At 63.1% G+C, this 18,729-nt stretch carries 24 protein-coding genes, 1 other RNA gene and 1 pseudogene; 13 read left to right on the top strand and 13 right to left on the bottom strand.

The window, feature by feature from the left end:
• The first annotated feature begins 60 nt into the window (after positions 1-60).
• A complete protein-coding gene (locus LB547_RS18670) occupies positions 61-1,623 on the top strand; it encodes an MFS transporter (protein WP_224655907.1) in 1,563 nt (520 codons plus the stop codon).
• A 40-nt stretch (positions 1,624-1,663) separates the two neighbouring features.
• Here LB547_RS18670 and LB547_RS18665 read toward each other — a convergent pair whose 3' ends face one another.
• Positions 1,664-2,503, bottom strand: a complete 840-nt coding sequence (locus tag LB547_RS18665; RefSeq protein ID WP_140759234.1) for an AAA family ATPase — start codon at positions 2,501-2,503, stop codon at positions 1,664-1,666.
• A 159-nt stretch (positions 2,504-2,662) separates the two neighbouring features.
• On the opposite strand from LB547_RS18665, the gene ssrS reads away from it, so the two are divergent.
• The 6 genes from ssrS to LB547_RS18635 all read left to right on the top strand — a co-directional run bounded on the left by ssrS (position 2,663) and on the right by LB547_RS18635 (position 5,858).
• A non-coding RNA gene (gene ssrS, locus LB547_RS18660) (6S RNA) lies at positions 2,663-2,818 on the top strand.
• A gap of 95 nt (positions 2,819-2,913) precedes the next feature.
• Positions 2,914-3,501: a 5-formyltetrahydrofolate cyclo-ligase gene (locus tag LB547_RS18655; RefSeq protein WP_140517540.1), complete on the top strand. Its 588-nt coding sequence runs from the start codon at positions 2,914-2,916 to the stop codon at positions 3,499-3,501.
• A gap of 61 nt (positions 3,502-3,562) precedes the next feature.
• Positions 3,563-4,387 carry a YmdB family metallophosphoesterase gene (locus LB547_RS18650; RefSeq protein WP_140493122.1) on the top strand — a complete coding sequence of 275 codons (825 nt, stop codon included), beginning with the start codon at positions 3,563-3,565 and terminating at the stop codon, positions 4,385-4,387.
• 70 nt (positions 4,388-4,457) lie between these two features.
• Entirely contained in the window at positions 4,458-5,225 is a 768-nt protein-coding gene (locus tag LB547_RS18645; protein WP_140517541.1) for a TerC family protein, read from the top strand.
• A gap of 80 nt (positions 5,226-5,305) precedes the next feature.
• Positions 5,306-5,593 carry a BrnT family toxin gene (locus tag LB547_RS18640; protein ID WP_140759236.1) on the top strand — a complete coding sequence of 96 codons (288 nt, stop codon included), beginning with the start codon at positions 5,306-5,308 and terminating at the stop codon, positions 5,591-5,593.
• A complete protein-coding gene (locus LB547_RS18635) occupies positions 5,574-5,858 on the top strand; it encodes a BrnA antitoxin family protein (RefSeq protein ID WP_140759238.1) in 285 nt (94 codons plus the stop codon). Before LB547_RS18640 ends, LB547_RS18635 begins: the two co-directional genes overlap by 20 nt.
• Positions 5,859-5,864: 6 nt before the next feature.
• Here LB547_RS18635 and LB547_RS18630 read toward each other — a convergent pair whose 3' ends face one another.
• The 4 genes and pseudogenes from LB547_RS18630 to LB547_RS18615 all read right to left on the bottom strand — a co-directional run bounded on the left by LB547_RS18630 (position 5,865) and on the right by LB547_RS18615 (position 7,439).
• Entirely contained in the window at positions 5,865-6,332 is a 468-nt protein-coding gene (locus LB547_RS18630) for an SRPBCC family protein (protein WP_140759240.1), read from the bottom strand.
• 26 nt (positions 6,333-6,358) lie between these two features.
• Positions 6,359-6,538: pseudogene (locus LB547_RS18625) on the bottom strand (hypothetical protein); the annotation flags it as partial.
• 11 nt (positions 6,539-6,549) lie between these two features.
• The gene (locus tag LB547_RS18620) at positions 6,550-6,939 is read right to left on the bottom strand and encodes a VOC family protein (RefSeq protein WP_318013585.1); all 390 of its coding nucleotides are present in this window, start codon (positions 6,937-6,939) and stop codon (positions 6,550-6,552) included.
• 17 nt (positions 6,940-6,956) lie between these two features.
• Entirely contained in the window at positions 6,957-7,439 is a 483-nt protein-coding gene (locus LB547_RS18615) for an SRPBCC domain-containing protein (protein ID WP_140493137.1), read from the bottom strand.
• Between the two features lie 51 nt (positions 7,440-7,490).
• Between LB547_RS18615 and LB547_RS18610 the strand changes: the two genes are divergently transcribed.
• The 3 genes from LB547_RS18610 (at position 7,491) to LB547_RS18600 (ending at position 9,084) form a co-directional block, all read left to right on the top strand.
• The gene (locus tag LB547_RS18610; protein WP_140566820.1) at positions 7,491-7,814 is read left to right on the top strand and encodes an ArsR/SmtB family transcription factor; all 324 of its coding nucleotides are present in this window, start codon (positions 7,491-7,493) and stop codon (positions 7,812-7,814) included.
• Between the two features lie 211 nt (positions 7,815-8,025).
• Positions 8,026-8,775, top strand: coding sequence for a YebC/PmpR family DNA-binding transcriptional regulator (locus tag LB547_RS18605; protein WP_140493143.1), 750 nt, complete (start codon positions 8,026-8,028; stop codon positions 8,773-8,775).
• A gap of 12 nt (positions 8,776-8,787) precedes the next feature.
• Positions 8,788-9,084, top strand: a complete 297-nt coding sequence (locus tag LB547_RS18600) for a SelT/SelW/SelH family protein (RefSeq protein ID WP_140493146.1) — start codon at positions 8,788-8,790, stop codon at positions 9,082-9,084.
• Positions 9,085-9,105: 21 nt separating this feature from the next.
• On the opposite strand, the gene LB547_RS18595 is transcribed toward LB547_RS18600, so the two are convergent.
• The gene (locus tag LB547_RS18595) at positions 9,106-9,267 is read right to left on the bottom strand and encodes a hypothetical protein (protein ID WP_181168316.1); all 162 of its coding nucleotides are present in this window, start codon (positions 9,265-9,267) and stop codon (positions 9,106-9,108) included.
• A 63-nt stretch (positions 9,268-9,330) separates the two neighbouring features.
• Entirely contained in the window at positions 9,331-9,810 is a 480-nt protein-coding gene (locus LB547_RS18590; RefSeq protein WP_181167604.1) for a DUF1772 domain-containing protein, read from the bottom strand.
• Positions 9,811-10,031: 221 nt separating this feature from the next.
• Between LB547_RS18590 and LB547_RS18585 the strand changes: the two genes are divergently transcribed.
• A complete protein-coding gene (locus LB547_RS18585) occupies positions 10,032-10,667 on the top strand; it encodes a TetR/AcrR family transcriptional regulator (protein ID WP_140759242.1) in 636 nt (211 codons plus the stop codon).
• 207 nt (positions 10,668-10,874) lie between these two features.
• Here LB547_RS18585 and rpmE read toward each other — a convergent pair whose 3' ends face one another.
• Positions 10,875-11,096 (bottom strand): 50S ribosomal protein L31, encoded by a 222-nt coding sequence (rpmE, locus tag LB547_RS18580; RefSeq protein ID WP_006327661.1) that lies wholly within the window; start codon positions 11,094-11,096, stop codon positions 10,875-10,877.
• A gap of 208 nt (positions 11,097-11,304) precedes the next feature.
• On the opposite strand from rpmE, the gene LB547_RS18575 reads away from it, so the two are divergent.
• Entirely contained in the window at positions 11,305-13,104 is a 1,800-nt protein-coding gene (locus LB547_RS18575) for an ABC transporter transmembrane domain-containing protein (RefSeq protein WP_140493152.1), read from the top strand.
• A gap of 18 nt (positions 13,105-13,122) precedes the next feature.
• Here the strand turns inward: LB547_RS18575 and LB547_RS18570 are convergent, their stop codons facing one another.
• A complete protein-coding gene (locus LB547_RS18570; protein WP_140525040.1) occupies positions 13,123-14,610 on the bottom strand; it encodes a carboxypeptidase M32 in 1,488 nt (495 codons plus the stop codon).
• A 142-nt stretch (positions 14,611-14,752) separates the two neighbouring features.
• Between LB547_RS18570 and LB547_RS18565 the strand changes: the two genes are divergently transcribed.
• Positions 14,753-15,106: a DUF1304 domain-containing protein gene (locus LB547_RS18565; RefSeq protein WP_140759244.1), complete on the top strand. Its 354-nt coding sequence runs from the start codon at positions 14,753-14,755 to the stop codon at positions 15,104-15,106.
• Between the two features lie 77 nt (positions 15,107-15,183).
• Here the strand turns inward: LB547_RS18565 and LB547_RS18560 are convergent, their stop codons facing one another.
• From LB547_RS18560 to trhA, 4 genes are all read right to left on the bottom strand, one after another.
• Entirely contained in the window at positions 15,184-15,609 is a 426-nt protein-coding gene (locus LB547_RS18560) for a hypothetical protein (protein ID WP_140493161.1), read from the bottom strand.
• 250 nt (positions 15,610-15,859) lie between these two features.
• Entirely contained in the window at positions 15,860-16,891 is a 1,032-nt protein-coding gene (locus LB547_RS18555; RefSeq protein WP_140493164.1) for a peptidoglycan -binding protein, read from the bottom strand.
• Between the two features lies 1 nt (position 16,892).
• Positions 16,893-17,918 (bottom strand): MotA/TolQ/ExbB proton channel family protein, encoded by a 1,026-nt coding sequence (locus LB547_RS18550; RefSeq protein ID WP_140493167.1) that lies wholly within the window; start codon positions 17,916-17,918, stop codon positions 16,893-16,895.
• Between the two features lie 105 nt (positions 17,919-18,023).
• The gene (gene trhA, locus LB547_RS18545; protein WP_140493526.1) at positions 18,024-18,710 is read right to left on the bottom strand and encodes a PAQR family membrane homeostasis protein TrhA; all 687 of its coding nucleotides are present in this window, start codon (positions 18,708-18,710) and stop codon (positions 18,024-18,026) included.
• Positions 18,711-18,729: the final 19 nt, after the last annotated feature.

The following is an 18,729-nucleotide window of genomic DNA, read 5'->3' as shown; positions in this document are numbered from 1 at the left end:
CGCTGTGTGAAGAGCGACGCTCGCAGCCACTTCCGAATGCTCCGACTGAAAGTGACCGACATGACGTTTCCAATCGACCGAAACACCGTTGCTCTTGCGGGGGTCTGCCTCGCCTCGCTGCTGTTCGGCCTCGAAATCTCCAGCGTCCCGGTGATCCTGCCGAAACTGGAAACCGTGCTTGGCGCTGATTTCAAGGATCTGCAATGGATCATGAATGCCTACACCATTGCCTGCACCACGGTGTTGATGGCGACGGGGACATTGGCCGACCGTCTCGGCCGCAAACGCGTGATGGTGGGCACCACCGTCGCCTTTGGCCTCGCCTCCCTGCTATGCGGTCTCGCAACGAGCGCTTCGCTCCTTATCATCGCGCGTTTTCTGCAAGGCCTGGCGGGCGGAGCGATGTTTACCTGCAGCGTGGCGGTGTTGTCTCACCAGTTTCAAGACGGCAGTGAACGCGGCAAGGCCTTCGTCGCCTGGAGCGTCGTCTCGGGCATCGGGCTTGGCTTCGGCCCCGCCATTGGCGGATTGATTGTGACGCTGTCGAGTTGGCAATGGGTGTTCCTCATCCATGTGCCGCTTGCCGTTCTTGCCCTGGCCTTCATCGGCGCCGGTGTCACCGAATCGCGCGATCGCAACGCGCAGAAGCTTGACCGGGCCGGCATACTGACACTGTCGTTCGCGGTGTTCGGCTTCTCCTATCTGATCACGCAAGGGGCCGATCTGGGCGCTGGCGCGCGCACCGGCGTGGCAAGCGCGGCCGTGCTGGCCTTCGTCGCGTTCCTCGTAGCCGAGAAGATCAATCCCTATCCGATGTTCGATTTCTCCGTTTTCCGCATCCGCCAATTCTCGGGAGCGATCATGGGCGGCATCGGCATGAATTTCAGCTACTGGCCGTTCATCATCTATCTGCCGATCTATTTTTCGGGGGTCCTCGGTTACGACAGCACCACGACCGGGCTGTTGCTGCTCGTCTACACGCTACCCTTCATGCTGATGCCGTCGATCGCCGAGCGCCTTCGGGCACGCTATCAGGCGCGGGTGGCGATCCCGCTCGGCTTGTTGACATTGGGGGTCGGTTTCATCGCCATGTGGATAGGGTCCGGGCTCGAGGGCAACTGGCTGACCATGCTGCCCGGCACGCTGATCGCCGGCATCGGCATCGGCCTGACCAATTCGCCGACCACCAACACCACGACCGGCTCGGTGCCACCCGATCGTGCCGGCATGGCGTCCGGCATCGATATCAGTGCGCGGCTGATCACGCTTGCCATCAACATCGCGGTGCTGGGACTGCTGCTGACGCAGGGGATCGTTTCTTATCTGCGCAACGCATTCGGCACGGCTGTCGACCCGAACGAACTGCGCGCCCTGGCGGAGAAGATCGCAGCCGGCAATCTCGACGGCCTGGCGCAATACTCGCCCAAGCTTGCGACCCTCAACCCGACGGGCGCCATCGTTCATGCCGCCCTGGTCAACGGTTTTGGCTGGGTCATGCTCTATAGCGGGATCGGCGTTCTGGCTCTTGCCGTCATCAGCTTTGCTATCTTCGGTCCAAAACATGTCGCGCCGCAGCAGCGAAGCGGGCGTCCTGCGCAGGGTGCTGGCGAGGTGCGCTCCTAGCAATGCCTTGCGGCTCGGCCTCAGGACGCCGAGCCGCTCGTCACCCTTGCCGTCTCGCCATGAAGGCCAGCCGTTCGAACAGATGCACGTCCTGCTCGTTCTTCAGCAGTGCGCCATGCAGCTTGGGCAGCGCGTTCTTCGGGTCGGCGCGCAGATCCTTGGGCGCGATGTCGTCGGCGACCAGCAGCCTTATCCAGTCGAGCGCCTCGGAGGTCGACGGCTTCTTCTTCAGCCCCGGCACGTCGCGGATTTCGTAGAACTGAGTGAGCGCCGCCCGCACCAGATTCTGCTTGATGCCGGGATAGTGCACATCGACTATCCTGTGCAGCGTCTCGACGTCGGGAAAGCGGATGTAGTGGAAGAAGCAGCGGCGTAGGAAGGCGTCCGGCAGCTCCTTCTCGTTGTTGGAGGTGATGATGACGATCGGCCTCACCGCGGCGCGGATCGTCTCGCCGGTCTCGTAGACGAAGAACTCCATCCGGTCGAGTTCCTGCAAGAGGTCGTTGGGAAATTCGATATCGGCCTTGTCGATCTCGTCGATTAGGAGGACGACTTTCTTGCCGGCGGCGAAGGCTTCCCACAATTTGCCGCGCTTGATGTAGTTCTTGATATCGTTGAACCTGGTATCGCCAAGCTGACTGTCGCGCAGCCGCGACACGGCATCGTACTCGTAGAGGCCTTGCTGCGCCCGCGTCGTCGATTTGACGTGCCATTCGATGAGTTCCAGCCCGAGTGCCGCCGCCACTTGCCTGGCAAGCTCCGTCTTGCCGGTGCCGGGCTCACCTTTGACCAGCAAGGGCCGTTCCAGCGCGATCGCCGCGTTGACCGCCACCATCAGATCCTTGTCGGCGACGTAGGCCGCAGTGCCTTCGAAACGCATTTTTGCTCCTTGGTTCAGTACGGACGACCGTAAGGAGACGGCTTGGCCCATGCAAGGGTGGGTTGGCGGCGGCGAAATGTGAAGCCGGCAGGGAAAGAGCGCCAACTCTCTGGCGCCAAGTCTCTGGCGCTTGGGAGGGCATCGGCCTATATTGGGGCTGACGGTCTGCGCTTCCCGGCAGGAGACACTTTTCCCCGGGGCCTTAACGATCCTTAGGGAGCTGTCCCTGGGAAGACCCGTGGGTTTTCTCACACGGCGCCCACCTACTTTGTAGGCACCCGGGATCGACTTCTCCACCGGTCGTGTGGATCGTCACTTATTCGCCACATCCACGTATTTCGTGGATCATGCGATGGAAAACGTCGCTCCCAAAACGTCCATTCAGGTCTGGCTTTTTCTAGCGTCTGCGCATGGCATCCTCAAAAGACCTGAAAAAACAGCTTCGCAAGGAAGCGCTTGGCCGCCGCGACGCGCTCGATGAATTCTGGCGGGTGGAAGTCGCGCTCGATATGGCCGAAACCGCGCGCGACCAGCTTGCCATCGAGCCAGGTCAAATCGTGTCCGGCTTCTGGCCAATGCGCTCGGAAGTCGATGTCCGGCCGCTGATGTTCGCCTTGCGCGAAAAGGGCGCACGGCTCTGCCTTCCGGCGATCCTCGACAAGACGACCATCGTCTTTCGCGAATTGGTACGCGGCGCGCCGATGATCGATATGGGATTTGGCACCGTCGGGCCGCATGAGGAGGCCGAAGTTCTTGACCCCTCCGTCATGCTGGTGCCGCTCGCCGGCTTCGACGCGCGCGGCCACCGCATCGGTTACGGCGCGGGCTATTATGACCGTGCGATCGCCAAGCTTGTCGACAAGGGGCATGCGCCCCGGCTGATCGGCATTGCTTTCGACTGCCAGGAAGTGACGATGGTTCCCAATGAGGACCATGACGTCATCATCCCGGAAATACTGACCGAGAGCGGGTTGCGCCGGTTCGAGCCAGAATTGTAGATAGTTCTTTGGAACGCATGATCTTTGCCGAAAGTCATGCCACTTTTCGGGGTCAAGCGTGATGAGACTTCTCTTCCTCGGCGACATGGTCGGCAAGACAGGCCGCACGGCGGTGTGGGAGCAATTGCCGGGCCTGATCTCGGACTTCAAGCTCGATTTCGTCATCGTCAACGGCGAAAACGCGGCCGGCGGCTTCGGCATCACCGAGGAGATTTTTCGCGAGACCATCGCGGCCGGCGCCGATGTCGTCACCACCGGCAACCATGTCTGGGACCAGCGCGATGCGCTCGCCTTCGCGCCGCGCGAAGAGCGCTTCCTGCGCCCCTCCAATTTTCCCAAGGGTACGCCAGGGCGCGGCTCGGGCGTCTACATCGCCAGGAGCGGCGCGCGCGTGCTGGTCGCCAACATCATGGGCCGGGTGTTCATGCATCCCGAGCTCGACGATCCCTTCCAGGCTGGCGAGCGCGAGCTTGCCGCCTGTCCGCTCGGCGAGCAGGCGGATGCCGTGGTCATCGACTTCCACGCCGAGGCGACCTCCGAAAAAATGTGCTTCGCGCATTTCGTCGACGGTCGCGCCAGCCTCGTGGTCGGCACTCACACCCACCAGCCGACCGCCGATCACCATATCCTCAATGGCGGCACCGGCTATATTTCCGACGCGGGCATGTGCGGCGATTATGATTCGTCGCTCGGCATGGACAAGGAGGAGCCGCTCAACCGGTTCCTGTCGAAAGTGCCGAAGGGGCGTTTCGAGGCGGCGACCGGACCCGCGACCTTGTGCGGCGTCGGCGTTGATATTTCCGACCGCACGGGGCTGACCGAGAAGATCGCGCCGTTTCGCCGCGGGCCGCGGCTCGAGGAAACGGCGCCGTCCTTCTGGACGTGACATTGATATAGGGGCTCTCAATACCTAACTGCCGGCGACACTGCTCTAGATCGTAGAGGGGACGACCTCCATGCAGCTTATCGAGTTCCTGGCGCCGCACTTCGCCTTCGTGTCCGATCCCACCGCCTGGGTCGCGCTGTTGACCCTGGTGGTGCTCGAGATCGTGCTCGGCATCGACAACCTGATCTTTATCTCGATCCTGACCAACAAGCTGCCGGAAGCACAGCGAGCCCGCGCCCGCCGGCTCGGCATCTCGGCGGCGCTCGTCATGCGGCTGGTGCTGCTCGCCACCATCTCGATCATCGTCCAACTGACGGCGCCGGTCTTCACCGCCCTTGGCCACGGCTTTTCCTGGCGCGACCTGATCCTGATCGCCGGTGGCCTGTTCCTGGTGTGGAAGGCGACCAAGGAGATCCATCACACGGTCGACCCCGACGACCACCAGGACACGATGCTGGGCGAGACCGTGCAGATGAGCCTTGCCGGCGCCATCTTCCAGATACTGCTTCTCGACCTTGTCTTCTCCATCGATTCCATCATTACCGCCGTCGGCATGACCGACGAGATCGCCATCATGTACATCGCTGTGATCGTGGCGGTTACGGTGATGATGCTGGCGGCTACGCCGTTGGCGAACTTCATAGCCAGGAACCCGAGCATCGTCATGCTGGCGCTGGGCTTCCTGTTGATGATCGGCATGACGCTGATCGCCGACGGCATGGGCTACCATGTGCCCAAGGGTTATATCTACGCGGCGATGGGTTTTTCGGCGCTCGTCGAAGGCCTCAACATGCTGGCGCGGAACCGCAAGAAGGCGAAGTCCGGCGGCGGGCATTGAGCCTGACGACATGGCCAATGCCGAGTTCAGGCTGACTCTTACGAAATTGTACGTACAATATCGTAATCGATGGTGCTGCTTTGCGGTTCGAATGGGATGCTGAAAGAGCCAGGTGCAAACTTGCCAAGCTCGGCATCGGATTCGATCTCGCGCAGAAGGTGTTCGATGATCCGCTTTATCTCATCGTGCCCGACCGGTTTGAAGATGGTGAGCAGCGTTGGCACGCTATCGGGACGATCGATGCCGTAGTGGTCATGCTGGTTGTCCACACATATCCTGATCGCGAAGATGAAGGACGAGTTAGGATTGTTGGTGCCCGGAAAGCGACAGCGCATGAAAGGAGGCGCTATGAGCAAGAAGGACCTTAGTCAGGATCAGCGCAACCAGCTCGCCAAGCTGGCTGGTTTGCCTGACAGCGAAATTAATACTTCCGACATCCCAGAAGTTCCGGCGGAGAATTGGATTCGTGCTCGTCGTGGACATCTTTACAGACCACTCAAGCAGCCAGTGACAATCAGACTCGATGCCGACGTGCTATCGTGGTTCAAGGAACACGTCGGGGGTGGTTACCAGACCGAAATCAATCGTGTGCTCCGCCATCACGTGATCGAGCAGGAAAAGCGTAGAACCTGAGCCGGTTCAACTCCCCGGCGCGCCCTTCGGGTGACGGTCGCCGATCAGGCCTAGTGTCAGGCCTTGTTCGAGCCAGGCCTTGGCGCCGGCCAGAACGAGCGTGAAGCCGCCGGTTGAATCGACCGCCTGTTTCGCCTGTTCGTCGCCATTGCCGGCAAAGCCGAAATTGCGGACCTCCAGGAAGGTCGCGTCACCTGGCATTTCGGTGAAGGTCCAGATCACCGTGGTCGGCGGATTGCCCCATTGCATGGAGATCTTTTCGTTGGCGACGATCTCGCTGACGACCACGGTCGTCGAGACGCCATACATGCGCCACTCCCATTGAACCGGCTTGCGGCCGTCCAACCTGCCGCTGGAATGGGTGAACCAGAATTTCGTGGTGATCTCCGGGTTGACGATGGCCTCAAAAACGTCGGAGACCGGCCGCCGGATCATCATGGCGGCTTCGGCCGTCGGTGTCTCGCGGATTTCCATAGCGTTCTCCTCTGCCGAATACGCCTTCACCAGGCGTCGGGCTCCCGCACCATGTGAACGATGTTGGCGGGGCTGGTGATCCAGAAACCGCGGAAGCCTTCTCCCCGCGGCTCGATGGCGTCGCATCGCTCGACGCCGACCTTGGCGAGATGATCGGCGGCGCCCGGGAAATCCCCGGTGAACAGTCCCAGCCAGATCTCGGCCTGGCCCGGTCCTGCTATGGCAGATTGATCTGCCAGGAAACGCCGAACCTGTCGTTCAGCCAGGCGAAACGGCGGCTGAAACCGTAATTGCCGGTCGGCATCAGAAACGTGCCGTCTTTGGACAAGGTCTCGACGATGCGCTCCAGCTCTTCTTCGGTGGAACAGTCGACGAAGAGCGAGACCGACGGCGTGAAGGTGAAGGCGTGCTGTACCGGGCTGTTGAAGATCATGACCTCCGTGCCGCCGATGGATGCGCGAGCCAGCTTGACTGCCCCTTCGGGTCCGTCCTCGCCTGCACCGTAGCGCGTGAGGTCGAGGACGCGGCTATCCGGAATGGTCTCGCAATAGAAGGCCATGGCTTGCTCGGCCTTGCCTTCGAACATCAGGAACGGGGTTACTCTCACGGCAGGCCTCCCTTCGCTCAAATGTTGGTCTCGTTGGCAGGCTCGCCCTTCATCTCGCTGCGGTAGTAGCCTTCGCGCAAATTGATGCCGTGTTCGACATAGGCCTTCATGCAGGCCAGCATCTGCGACCAGCCCTCGCAATTGAGATAGGACTTCTTCAGGCCGACCGCGTCCTCGTGCCAGCCGGCCTCGGCGATGGTGACGAAGGTGCCGCCGTCGTCGAGCGGCTCGAAATTCATCTCGATGCGGGTCTTGTAGGCCGGCTTTCCCTCTTCATCGGTGGCATCCCAGCGCAGCACGATGCGGCTGTCCCTGACGATTTCGTCTACTTCGACCGGCACCTTGCCCCACCACACGACATTGGCGCCCGGCACCAAGGGCGCGCTGGCACCGCCGATGGTGGTGAAATAGGAGCTGAGCTTCTTCGGATTGACGACCGCGTCGAAGACGTCGGCGACCGGTTTGCCGATGCGTCCTGAAACCCTGAAACCAAGAGACATATCCACAGTTCCTTCCTTGATTGATAGGAGCTTATGTTATAAAAAAATAACATGTCAAGCCGATCGCAAGACGACAATGTTTTCAAGGCGCTGGCGCATCCGCGTCGGCGCGAGATGCTGGATCTGCTGAAGGACGCGCCAAAGACGACCGGCATGCTGTGCGAGGCGTTTTCCGACATCGACCGCTGCACCGTCATGCTGCATCTCAAAGTGCTGGAAGAGGCCGATCTCATCGTGGCGCGGCGCGAGGGGCGCGAGCGCTGGAACCATCTCAATGCGCTGCCGATCAAGCAGATACACGACCGCTGGATCAGCCAGTACGCAGGCCATGCGCTTAGTATCATAGACCGGCTGAAGTCGGATCTGGAGGGGTGAACAGCCGTCACGGCTTTTGCCGTGCGTGGTAAAGCGCGGCGCGGCTGGACGAATTGAGCCGATTTATCTATAAGCCGGCCATTCCGACAAAGAGCGCCATACGTCCATTCGGACGCAGCAGGGACGTTCTGACATTTTGAATTCGAGCATTGCGGAAGGCGGGTCATGCATCTCGCCGCGCGATGCTCTAGCCGAACACGACAGGGGTGCCATGGCTGGCCATTCACAGTTCAAGAACATCATGCACCGTAAGGGCCGTCAGGACGCGGTGCGGTCGAAAATGTTTTCCAAGCTGGCGCGCGAAATCACCGTCGCGGCCAAGAGCGGGACCCCCGATCCGTCGATGAATCCGCGCCTGCGCCTTGCCGTGCAGAACGCCAAGGCGGTGTCGATGCCGAAGGACAACATCCAGCGCGCCATCAACAAGGCGTCGATGGGCGACGCCGAAAATTACGAAGCCGTGCGCTACGAGGGCTACGGTCCCGGCGGCGTCGCCGTGATCGTCGAGGCGCTGACCGACAATCGCAACCGCTCGGCTTCGAATGTGCGCGCCGCCTTCACCAAGGCCGGTGGGGCGATGGGCGAAACCGGCTCGGTGTCGTTCATGTGGGATCGGGTCGGCGAAATCTATTATCCGGCATCGGCCGGCAGCGCCGACAAGGTCATGGACGCGGCAATCGAAGCCGGCGCCGATGACGTGGAGTCGGACGAGGAAGGCCACACCATCTATTGCGCCTTCGAAAACCTCGGCGAGGTGTCGAAGGCACTCGAAGCCTCTCTCGGCGAGGCGGAATCGGTGAAGCCGATCTGGAAACCGCAGAACAATGTTCCGGTCGATGAAGAACGCGCCCAGTCGCTGATGAAGCTGGTCGCCACGCTCGAGGACGACGATGACGTTCAAAGCGTCTACGCCAATTTCGAGGTCGACGAGGAGACCATGGCCAAGCTCAGCGCTGCGTGAGCAAAGCCTGACATGATCGAAAAACCGCTGCCCACCATCCGCATCACCTATTGCACGCAGTGCCAGTGGCTGCTGCGTGCCGGCTGGATGGCGCAGGAACTGCTATCGACATTCGGCACCGATCTGGGCGAGGTGACGCTGGTGCCCGGCACCGGCGGCGTCTTCACCATATCGTGCAACGAGGTGCTGGTCTGGGACCGCAAGCGCGACGGCGGCTTTCCGGATGCGGCAAAACTCAAGCAACTGGTGCGCGATGTCATCGACCCGGACCGCGATCTCGGTCATTCCGACCGCAAGGCGAAGAGCTGAGACTTCCGCAGAAGCCGGACGTCATTTTCCTCGCCTCTGCCCGAAAATCGCGCCGATCCCCGCGCCGATTGCTATGCCCATGCCGATGCCGACGGCAGGGTCATCCATCGCTGCGCCACAGACAGCGCCGAGGCCGATCCCCGCGGCAATGCCCAAGGCCATGGTGGAATGCGGGTCGTTCACGGCGCTTCTCCCGACAAACACGCCTCGGTCGCCGCGATGCCGAACGCGGCGGACCGAGACATGTCAACGCGCGGCGAACCAGAAGGATGCCAGCGCGGTGATGGCGGTGATCGCGCGCACGTGGTTCCACATCACCCAGTCCCTGAGATAGGTGGTCCATACAGCAGCGCCGTTGCTGCTCGCCGGATCGATGGCGGCCAGCGCGTCGTTGAGCGGCACGTTGAAAACCATCGTCACGATCGGGTTGCCGACGAGATAGATGACTGCGCCGGCCAGCAGCCAGAAGGAGCCTGGCTGCTGCCAGCCGATGATGGCGCCGGCGATCAAGACAAGGCAGATCAGGCCGGTGCCGAACAAGGCGGTCATGAACATCGGCGTGATGACGGTGATGTTGATCGAGTTCATGGCGGCGATACCGCCCGCGGCAGGCAGGCGAGCCATTGCCGGCATGACGAAGTTGGAAAAGGCGAAGAACACGCCGCCAACAACGCCCGAGCCGATAGCGGCGATGAAGATGAGGGTGGGAAGTAATTTCGGGATCATGTCAGTTGCTCCAGATGCCGGTTGCGGCGGTTTCAGTCGCAATGGGCAGAAAAGTTTTGGGGGGTGGCCGGGCACCTGTTCGACGCCTTCAAATCAATTATCCCGTCTGCTTCTTTCAAAACATGAGAAATCCTCATATTTGCAAAACGTGATAAACCCTCGTATTTTGCGAGTCAAGTCATTTCTGGGTGGCATTGCCGCCCGGCATCTGTTGAAGAGCCATGAAAAAAACCGCCACGTCCCCACCGGAACAGGTCGCCACGCCACGCCGCGCGCCGAGCCAGCAGCGCAGCCGTGAACGGGTCGAGCGCATGCTCGCCGCCGCCTCGGCGCTGATTGCGGAGCAAGGCAGCGATGCCATGCGCATGGGCGAGGTGGCGGAGCGGGCTGGGGTGTCGATCGGCTCGCTCTACCAGTTCTTCCCCGACAAGCGGGCGATCGTCTGGGCGCTGGCCGAGCGCTACACCGCCGAAAGCCAGGCCTGCATTTCAGCCGCGCTCAAGGACGTCGGCGACGCCAAGGGCCTTCGGCGGGCGTTCTCGGAACTGGTGGACATTTATTACCACCTGTTCCTGGCGGAGCCGGTGATGCGCGACATCTGGTCGGGCACGCAGGCCGACAAGGCGCTGCGCGAACTGGAGCTTGCCGACAGCCGTGCGAACGCCGAATTTCTCACTGCGGCGCTCAAACGCCTGCGGCCCGATGCCGATGCCGTCGCGCTGGAGACGACGGCGTTTCTCGTCTGGCAGATGGGCGAGGCCGCCATGCGGCTGGCGATCTCGGTCGAGCGGAAGGAGGGCGACAGGCTGGTCGCCGCCTACAAGCGCATGGCGCTCAGGGAATTGCTTGCGGAATAGGATGCTCTCACCCTCCCCTCGTGGGGAGGGTCGCTGCGAAGCAGCGGGGTGGGGGCAGCGCCGACCCACCCGACCTTCGGTCCGACCTCCCACACGGGACCGACAAGGGGGAGGTGGAGGCAAGCGCCAGCGTGAAGGGACGTGCATTGGCCAACAAAAAACCCGCCACGAGGACGGGTTCTCTGGTCAGCGAAAAGCTGATGGGGCCTAGAGGCCGAAACCTTCGAAGCGCTTCTTGAACTTCGACAGGCGGCCGCCGCGGTCGAGCAGGGTCTGCTGGCCGCCGGTCCAGGCCGGGTGCGTGGTCGGGTCGATGTCGAGGTTCATCGTATCGCCTTCCTTGCCCCAGGTCGAACGGGTCATGTACTCGGTGCCGTCGGTCATGACGACCTTGATGGTGTGGTAGTCGGGATGGATATCGGTCTTCATGGCTCGGTTCCTGGTTTGCCGGGTGCGGCTGACGGGCTGAAAGCCTGCGTCGATGCGCCCCTTTTTAAAACTCGAAGCCGCAGCTATTGAGGAGCCACGGCTTCTAAAACGGTCGGCGAGCCTATACATCAGCCGGAATTGAATCACAAGGCCGCGGCAAGCGCATATTGAGGCGCATAGCTGAAGGCGGCCAAGAGGAAAGACCAGGATGGCGCAAACCAGCAGCGCAGACGAGCGCCGGCGCTCGCTCAAGCCGCTCAGGCGCCTGTTTCCCTACATCGGCCGCTACCGCACATTGGTGGCGGGCGCCGTCATCTCGCTGATCGTCGCGGCGGTGACGACGCTGGCGCTGCCGCTGGCGGTACGGCGCATGATCGATCATGGTTTCACGCCGTCCGGTTCCTCCTTCATCGCCGAATATTTCGCCGCGCTGGTGGCGATGGCCGCGCTGCTGGCGGCGGCATCGGCGGGCCGCTACTACTTCGTCATCACGCTCGGCGAGCGCGTCGTCGCCGATATCAGGCGCGATGTCTTTGCCCATGTGACGAAACTGTCGCCGGCCTTCTTCGACACTGCCCAGTCGGGCGAGATCGTGTCGCGGCTCGCCGCCGACACCACGCAGGTCAAATCGGCGGTCGGGGCGACCGCTTCGGTGGCGCTGCGCAATGTCATCCTTGGCCTCGGCGCGGTCGCGATGATGGTTTTCACCAGCCCGAAACTGTCCGGGCTGGTCATCGCAGCCATTCCAATCATCGTGCTGCCGCTGGTCGCCTTCGGCCGCTCGGTGCGGCGCAAGTCAAGACAGGCGCAGGACACGCTGGCCGATGCCACCGCCTATGCCAGCGAGCAGATCGGCGCGGTGCGCACATTGCAGGCCTTCACCAATGAGACGCTGGTCACCGGGCGTTTTTCGGGTGCGGTGGAGGCCGCCTTCGAGGCCGCGCGCGCCTCGATCTTCGCGCGCTCGTTCCTCACCTTCTTCGCCATCTTCACGATTTTCTCCTCGGTCGTGGCGGTGCTGTGGTTCGGCTCGCGCGACGTGCTCGACGGCAATCTGTCGCCGGGCACGCTCGGCCAGTTCCTGCTCTATTCGGTATTCGCCGCCGGTGCGCTCGGCGCGCTATCGGAGGTCTGGGGCGAATTGGCCCAGGCAGCAGGTGCCGCCGAACGGCTGACGGAAATCCTGGCCGAGGAGCCGGCGATCGTGGCGCCTGCCAATCCCAGGCCGCTGCCGGTGGCGAGCAAGGGAGCGATCAGCTTCGAGGCCGTGTCCTTTTCCTACCCGGCCCGGCCCGACCGCGCCGCCGTCCACGGCCTGAGCTTCTCGGTCAAGCCTGGCGAGACGGTGGCGATCGTCGGTCCCTCGGGAGCGGGCAAGAGCACGGTGTTCTCGCTGATCCTGCGCTTCTACGATCCGGAGACCGGCAGGATCCTGATCGACGGCGTCGACATCCGCGAAGCCGACCCCCTTTCGATACGGCAGCGCATCGCCATCGTGCCGCAGGACGTCACCATCTTCGCGGCCAGCGCGCGCGACAATATCGGCTTCGGCCGGCCGGGCGCCAGCGAGTCAGAGATCGAAGCGGCGGCAAAGGACGCGCTGGCCGACGAATTCATCCTCAAGCTCGAGAAGGGCTATGACAGCCAGGTCGGCGAGCGCGGCGTGACGCTGTCGGGCGGGCAACGCCAGCGGGTGGCGATCGCCCGCGCCATCCTGCGCGACGCGCCGATCCTGTTGCTCGACGAGGCGACCTCGGCACTCGACGCCGAAAGCGAGACGCTGGTGCAAATGGCGCTGGAGCGGCTGATGCGGGGCCGCACCACGATCGTCATCGCGCACCGCCTGGCGACGGTGCTGAAGGCCGACCGCATCCTGGTGATGGATGGCGGCCGCATCGTCGAGGAAGGCACGCATCAGAGCCTGGTGACCAAGGGCGGCATCTATGCCCGGCTGGCCAAGCTGCAGTTCGAGACCGGCGCCAGCGCCTTCAGGGGCGCGGCTGAGTAGCGGCGACGCTGGGCGTGCTCACGCGGCTCCATACCGTTTGCGCAGGTGGTCGGTGAAATAGACGGCATTGAGCTTTTCACCGGTGGCGCGTTCGAGCAGGTCGGGCGTCGACCAGCGCGATCCGTGCGACCATATGTTCTTGCGGCGCCAATCGTTGATGGCACCGAAATTCCCCATGGCAAGATCGTCATCGGCCGACGGATGCTCCCGCGTCAGCGCCGCCCATTGCTGCGCCGCCATTATCGCGCCCAGCGTGTAGGAGGGAAAGTAGCCAAAGGCGGCAGCAGGCCAATGCACGTCCTGCATCGGCCCGTCCGCGGGGTTGTCGATGGTTGAGAGGCCGAGATAGTCGCGCATCCTGGCGTCCCAGGCCTCGGGCAGTTCGGCCACCTCGAGCCTGCCGGAGACGAGCTCCTGCTCCAGTTCATAGCGCAGGATGACATGCAGCGGATACGTCACCTCGTCGGCATCGACACGGATCAGGCCGCGCTCGACATGGTGGACATGCGGCAGGATGTCGTCGAGCGACCAGATTTCGCCGAGATGCTTTTCCACGACCGGCAATGCCCAACGCCAGAAGGCGGGATTGCGCCCGATCTGCTTTTCAACGAACAGGCTCTGGCTTTCATGCACGGCCATGCCGCGCGCCTTGCCGAGCGGCCAGTGCGACCAAGCCTTCGGCAGGTTCTGCTCGTAGAGTGCGTGGCCGGTCTCGTGCAGCACGCCCATCAGCGCCGACAAGAAATCGGAAGTCTTGTAGCGGGTGGTGATGCGCACGTCGCTCGGCACACCGCCACAGAACGGATGGTGCGACACCGACAGCGAGCCGTGCGTCAGGTCGAAGCCGACCGCCGCCATCATGGCAAGGCCGAGTTCACGCTGCCTGTCGATCGCGTAGCTGCCCGCAAGCGGCTTCAGCGGATGCTTGCGCAGCCGCGCTTCCTGCGCCGCCAGCGCTTCCGGCACGAACCCCTTGAGGAAAGCCTTCAAGTCGGCGAACACCGGGGTGATGTCGGCGGTGCGGTTGCCGGGGTCGTATTGCTCCATCAGCGCGTCGTAGGGGGCGAGGCCGAGGATGTCGGCGCGCAGGGCCGCCTCTTCGCGCACCAGCGCCACCACGCCTTCAAGCGCCGGCAGGAAGCCCGCCCAGTCGTTCTTGGCCCGCAGGTCGCGCCACAGCTGCTCGCAGCGCATGCGGGCGGTCGTCTGGCGTTCGACGAATTCGACCGGCAGGCAGGTCAGGTTGGTGTATTGCCGCCGCAGTTCGGCCAGCGCCGCCCGCTGTTCATCGTCAAGCGCCTCGCCTTCGGCGGCGGCGATCCAGTCCGCTATTTCCGGCGCGGTCGCCCTGGTGTGGTACATGCCGGCAAGTGCCGCCATGGCCTCGGCGCGCTTCTCGCCGCCACCGACGGCCATGTGGGTCGCTTCATCGGCGCCGAGGATGGCCAGCGCGTGCTCCAGGGCTTCGAGCTTGTGGCCGAGGTCATCGAGTTTTTGAAAGGACATGGCGGCTTCCGTGATTGGGAAGGGCGAAAAAGATACCAACGCCGGCGCGTTTGCAACCCTCACGCGCCGTCCGGCAGATGCGCCTTGCGCTGGCGAGCCGACGCGTGAAATGCTGCCCGACGATACATCACGAGGGAATACGATGATCGGCAACATCCTGGCCGGGCTGGTGGCTTTGATCCATGTCTATATCGTCTATCTGGAGATGGTGCTCTGGGATACGCCGCGCGGGCACAAGGCATTCCGGCTGACGCCGGAATTCGCCAGCGCCTCGAAGGTGCTTGCCGCCAATCAGGGTCTCTATAACGGCTTTCTCGCCGCCGGCCTGATCTGGGCCCTCTACCTCGGCACGGCCGGTTTCCAGGTCAAGGTTTTCTTCCTGCTCTGCGTGGCCGTTGCCGGGCTCTACGGGGCGGCAACGGTCGGTCGCAAGATCCTGTTCGTGCAGGCCGCGCCGGCAGCGGCTGCCTTGGTAGCGGTCTGGCTCGGCTGGTGAGGAAAAGAGGCGCCTGCGGGATTGGGTCCCGTAGACGCCAGGTGGTCCCTTCCTTTTGGGCCGCGATCAGAATGGCCTCAGCCGTTCGGATAGTTCCCGCCGTCGGCGCCGTCGCCCATCAGGAAACCGCTACCGATGTCGACCCTCAGCCGCTGGTCGACATTGTCGAGACGGCGCAGCAGGTCATGATATTGTGCGGCCGGTATCCTGCCGTGATCCGACGAGGCTATCTTCTCCGCCGCCTGACCTATGCGAGCGGTGCGCATCTCCAGGCGCTCCGCCGCGGCCGGGGTGATGTTGTTGGCCTGTCTGGCGGTGATTATGCCCTGATGCACGCCTTGAACCTGTTCAATGAGAGCCTCGACACGCGGGCCGGTCATGTCGGTTGGGTCGGTCGCGTCGAGCGCGCCCTTGTGGTGACCCGCGGCGTAGGCGCCGGCAAGCGGGGCGGCGACAAGAATCGCGGCAAGGGTTGCAGTCTTGAGAGATGCTGAAGAGCGCATGACGGCGCCTCCTTTTGCTGCGGAAAAGAACGGCTCTGCCGTTCCGCTTCCGGACGATGCGGGCCGTCCAGTTCCGTCGCGTCGCGATGGGAGGCATCGCCGGCGGTTCTCGGCCCTGCGCAGCACGCTAGGAGCGCTTTGCGGCGAAGTGTAATTAAAAAAAGATAATCTTTTCAGGCCTTGCCGGTGCACAACTGCGCCCTAGAGTTGAGCCGGCGAACAAATTCGCGTGAGATCGCGTGATGATGGATCACCGTTCGGTGAGCTTCAGTTCGATCCGGCGGTTCTTGTTGCGCGCCTCTTCGGTGTCGGCGGGATCGAGCGGCTGGAACTCGCCGAAGCCGGCGGCGACCAGCCGGTTGGCCGGCACGCCGTTCTCGATCAGGAACTTCACCACGGAAGTGGAGCGCGCCGTCGACAGCTCCCAATTGTCGCGATACCGACCGGTGCCGGACAGCGGCTTGTTGTCGGTATGGCCGTCGACGCGCAGCACCCAGTTGATCTCCGGGGGAATCTCCTTCTGCAACTCGATGATGGCGTCGGCAAGTTTCTTCATCTCGACCTTGCCGGCATCGTTGATCACCTCCGAGCCGGTCGGAAACAACACTTCCGACTGGAAGACGAAGCGGTCGCCGACTATGCGGATGTTCTCGCGGTCGGCGAGGATTTCGCGCAGGCGGCCGAAGAAGTCGGAGCGGTAGCGGTTGAGTTCCTGCACGCGCTGCGCCAGCGCCACGTTGAGGCGGCGGCCAAGGTCGGCGATCTTGGTGTTGGAATCCCGGTCGCGGGCCTCGGAGACGTTGAGCGCGTCCTCGAGCGCGCCGATCTGCTTGCGCAAGGCCGCGATCTGCTGATTGAGGATCTCGACCTGGCTCAGCGCCTGCTGGCTGATCTGGCGCTGGCTGTCGAGCTCGCCCGTCAGCGCCGCCGCGCGCTGGTTGGCCGCATCACCGGCGCCCGCACCTTGCGCCAGCAGCTGCTGGAGCCGGCTCTTCTCCGCTTCGGCCGCCGACAGCGATGCCTGCAGATTGGCGAGCGAATCCTCCTTGTCCTGTGTCGTGGAACGCTCCAGCGCCAGAAGCTGCGTCAGTTCGTTGATCTGCGAATTGAGACGCGACAGCACGGCGTCCTTGCCGGAGATTTCGCGGCCGAGCAGGAACTGCGCCAGCACGAAGACGGTGAGCAGGAACATGATGGCCAGAAGCAGCGTCGACAACGCGTCGACGAAGCCCGGCCAATAGTCGATGCGGCGGTCGGCGCGCCGGCTCCTGGCGAGCGCCATGCTAGTGCACCCCGGTCTTCTTCAGGGCGTCGGCGATCTTTTCCAGCGTGTTGCGCATCGCCTTTTGTTCATCCGACTGTGCTTCGACCCAGTCGCGCATGATCTGCTGCTCGGAGCGCATGTTCTTGACCAGGCCGGAAATGCCGTCGGCGAGATTGGCCATGGCGGTGGCGACGCGCGGATTGGAGCCGCCGCCATTCTCCTGCATGCTGCGCAGCCGCTCCGACAGCAGGCGGATTTCATCGGAAGGCTCGGTCCGGACCGCGTCGGAGACGACGATGTCGGACGACAGGTCGGTGACCGAGGACAGCCAGTTCTCCAGTTCGGTGTAGAAGCGCGTCTGCGCGCGGCCGGCCTGCAGGTCGAGGAAACCGAGAACGAGCGAGCCGGACAGGCCGAACAGCGAGGACGAGAAGGCCGTGCCCATGCCGGCGAGCGGCGCCGACAGCCCTTGCTTCAGCGAATCCAGCACAGCGGCGGCATCGCCCGTGCCGGGATCGAGCGACTCGATGGTCTCGCGGATGGAGCCGATCGTGTTCAGCAGGCCCCAGAAGGTGCCGAGCAGGCCAAGGAACACCAGGAGGCCGACGAGGTAGCGCGAGGTGTCGCGGCTTTCATCGAGCCGCGTGGCGATGGAGTCGAGCATGGTGCGCATCGAGCTGGTCGAAAACGCCATGCTCGACGAGCGGCCGATCATCGCCTTCATCGGCGCCAGCAGCACCGGTTCGGTGATCTCGGAACCGGCGCGGAAGGAGTTGACCCAGCGCACTTCGCGAAACAGCCGCCCGACCTGGACGAAGGCCAAAAGGATGCCGACGGCAAGCACGCCGATGATCAGGCCGTTGAGCCCGGGATTGGTGACGAAGGCGGTCGAGATCTGCCGTGTCAGGATCGCTGCGATGAAGGCGACGATGGCCAGGAAGATGACCATGGTCAGGAGAAAGACCTGCGGGCTCGACAATTTGTGTGGATCGTAGATCAGCACGTCGGAGCGCCTGCCCATGCCGAAGGATCTGAGAAAAGCCATTCGTGCCCCGTTTCCGATGCCGCTGCCGCCGATCACGTCGTCGGCGACTCTAAACGGAATTGTGACCAAATTGAATGGTGCTTGGCAATATTGCCGCCAGCAGTTTCAGAGACGGTTGATGACCAGGCAATCGACCATCGCCGCCAGATGCAGGCCTGCGCCGGTGACCACGAAACCATGCCACAGCGCGTTGTGGAAGCGCAGCCCCTTCCAGGCGAAGAAGATCACGCCGCAGGAATAGACGACGCCGCCGGCGACGATGAGCACGATCGCCGTCGTCGGCAAGGTAGCGACGAGCGGCTCGACCAGGACGATGCCGCTCCAGCCGATGGCGAGATAGAAGACGATCGCCAGCCGGTCGAAGCGGCCGGGGAAAAACACCTTTATGGCGATGCCGATAATGGCCGCGGTCCAGACCAGGACGATCATCCAGCCGGCCAGCGCCGAGCCGTCGAGCTGCGCGAGAAAGGGCGTGTAGGTGGCGGCGATGAGCAGATAGATCGCAGCGTGGTCGAAACGCCGCAAAATCCATTTCACCGGCGAAGTCACCGGCCATAGATTGTAGGTCAGCGACACCGAGAGCACGGTGAGCAGCGACACGACATAGAAGGCGGCGGCGATGTATTCGCCCGGTCCGACCCGAAAGGCGGCCAGCGCCAGCAGCGCCGAACCGGCCGCGATCGCCAGCACGATGCCGACGGCATGGACGATGCCGTCGGCGATCATCTCGGCACGCGAATAGTGCCATCGTCCGACAAAGGGGATCTCGATCTGCGGCGGCGTCTTGATCATCATCGTCCTGCGTCAACCC

Origin of the sequence: Mesorhizobium sp. B264B1B, from assembly GCF_020165765.1 — a bacterium.
GTDB lineage: Bacteria > Pseudomonadota > Alphaproteobacteria > Rhizobiales > Rhizobiaceae > Mesorhizobium.
This window is presented reverse-complemented; position numbering and strand designations above follow the sequence as displayed.

What these genes read in the sequence shown, in the direction of transcription:
- LB547_RS18565 (WP_140759244.1), top strand. Translation starts at nt 14,753, where the DNA reads ATGATCGGCAACATCCTGGCCGGGCTGGTGGCTTTGATCCATGTCTAT.
- trhA (WP_140493526.1), bottom strand. Translation starts at nt 18,710, where the DNA reads ATGATCAAGACGCCGCCGCAGATCGAGATCCCCTTTGTCGGACGATGG.
- LB547_RS18630 (WP_140759240.1), bottom strand. Translation starts at nt 6,332, where the DNA reads ATGGAAATCCGCGAGACACCGACGGCCGAAGCCGCCATGATGATCCGG.
- LB547_RS18585 (WP_140759242.1), top strand. Translation starts at nt 10,032, where the DNA reads ATGAAAAAAACCGCCACGTCCCCACCGGAACAGGTCGCCACGCCACGC.
- LB547_RS18590 (WP_181167604.1), bottom strand. Translation starts at nt 9,810, where the DNA reads ATGATCCCGAAATTACTTCCCACCCTCATCTTCATCGCCGCTATCGGC.
- LB547_RS18550 (WP_140493167.1), bottom strand. Translation starts at nt 17,918, where the DNA reads ATGGCTTTTCTCAGATCCTTCGGCATGGGCAGGCGCTCCGACGTGCTG.
- LB547_RS18570 (WP_140525040.1), bottom strand. Translation starts at nt 14,610, where the DNA reads ATGTCCTTTCAAAAACTCGATGACCTCGGCCACAAGCTCGAAGCCCTG.
- LB547_RS18560 (WP_140493161.1), bottom strand. Translation starts at nt 15,609, where the DNA reads ATGCGCTCTTCAGCATCTCTCAAGACTGCAACCCTTGCCGCGATTCTT.
- LB547_RS18650 (WP_140493122.1), top strand. Translation starts at nt 3,563, where the DNA reads ATGAGACTTCTCTTCCTCGGCGACATGGTCGGCAAGACAGGCCGCACG.
- LB547_RS18645 (WP_140517541.1), top strand. Translation starts at nt 4,458, where the DNA reads ATGCAGCTTATCGAGTTCCTGGCGCCGCACTTCGCCTTCGTGTCCGAT.
- LB547_RS18615 (WP_140493137.1), bottom strand. Translation starts at nt 7,439, where the DNA reads ATGTCTCTTGGTTTCAGGGTTTCAGGACGCATCGGCAAACCGGTCGCC.
- rpmE (WP_006327661.1), bottom strand. Translation starts at nt 11,096, where the DNA reads ATGAAGACCGATATCCATCCCGACTACCACACCATCAAGGTCGTCATG.
- LB547_RS18655 (WP_140517540.1), top strand. Translation starts at nt 2,914, where the DNA reads ATGGCATCCTCAAAAGACCTGAAAAAACAGCTTCGCAAGGAAGCGCTT.
- LB547_RS18610 (WP_140566820.1), top strand. Translation starts at nt 7,491, where the DNA reads ATGTCAAGCCGATCGCAAGACGACAATGTTTTCAAGGCGCTGGCGCAT.
- LB547_RS18575 (WP_140493152.1), top strand. Translation starts at nt 11,305, where the DNA reads ATGGCGCAAACCAGCAGCGCAGACGAGCGCCGGCGCTCGCTCAAGCCG.
- LB547_RS18555 (WP_140493164.1), bottom strand. Translation starts at nt 16,891, where the DNA reads ATGGCGCTCGCCAGGAGCCGGCGCGCCGACCGCCGCATCGACTATTGG.
- LB547_RS18605 (WP_140493143.1), top strand. Translation starts at nt 8,026, where the DNA reads ATGGCTGGCCATTCACAGTTCAAGAACATCATGCACCGTAAGGGCCGT.
- LB547_RS18670 (WP_224655907.1), top strand. Translation starts at nt 61, where the DNA reads ATGACGTTTCCAATCGACCGAAACACCGTTGCTCTTGCGGGGGTCTGC.
- LB547_RS18600 (WP_140493146.1), top strand. Translation starts at nt 8,788, where the DNA reads ATGATCGAAAAACCGCTGCCCACCATCCGCATCACCTATTGCACGCAG.
- LB547_RS18635 (WP_140759238.1), top strand. Translation starts at nt 5,574, where the DNA reads ATGAGCAAGAAGGACCTTAGTCAGGATCAGCGCAACCAGCTCGCCAAG.
- LB547_RS18665 (WP_140759234.1), bottom strand. Translation starts at nt 2,503, where the DNA reads ATGCGTTTCGAAGGCACTGCGGCCTACGTCGCCGACAAGGATCTGATG.